The 566-nt window shown below is 42.4% G+C and carries 1 protein-coding gene; it reads left to right on the top strand.

Translation table 11 applies throughout. The features are described from left to right. Window positions 1-212: 212 nt before the first annotated feature. On the top strand, window positions 213-566 hold a 354-nt coding region (locus tag BCT81_RS01335; protein WP_198596817.1), incomplete at its 3' end, for a VOC family protein.

The raw sequence follows: 566 nt of genomic DNA, 5'->3' as shown, positions 1-566 counted from the left end.
AATCATACCAATTTTGTGCGGTTTCTTATAGGTCGAATTGATAGAAAATTAACATTTCCTAAGGGGTTTTTGACAATCAATTTTCGCCATGCAGCGTTTGTGTATTTAGGAATGTGAGATAGGGTGCTTATCGGCTGTCTTTTTGCATACGCAGTGCTTGTTGAACAAGGTAAAACTGATACCATGCAGCCATTATTTGGAGAACGCAGACAATGACAATGAGCCTCAAGCAAGCTGAATTAGAACCGCAACAAATGATCGCCCGCCTTGATACGTTTATGGCGAAAATTGAGAACCTAGGTAACGTACTGGGTTTGGATCTGAGTTTTGCTCAAGCGGATCATATCGCGCTAAGAATCAATGAAACGGAATTAGCGAAAGCGGCGCATCAAGCATGGTCTGAATTCGGCTCTACGATTTCACAAGCGATGATCAATGGTCGTCCAATTGTTGTTATTGCTTTTGATGAACCTCTGCAAAGCCGTGGTTGGAACATTGAGTGTCTGGAATTGCCATACCCTGCAGAAGGTAAAATTTATCCAAGCCAAGATTGGGAACATGTCGAG

Source organism: Vibrio sp. 10N.261.52.A1 (assembly GCF_002876325.1).
In the GTDB taxonomy this organism is placed as follows: Bacteria; Pseudomonadota; Gammaproteobacteria; order Enterobacterales; family Vibrionaceae; genus Vibrio; species Vibrio chagasii.
Note: the sequence above shows the minus strand (reverse complement) of the source record. Positions and strands in the feature narration are given on the sequence as shown.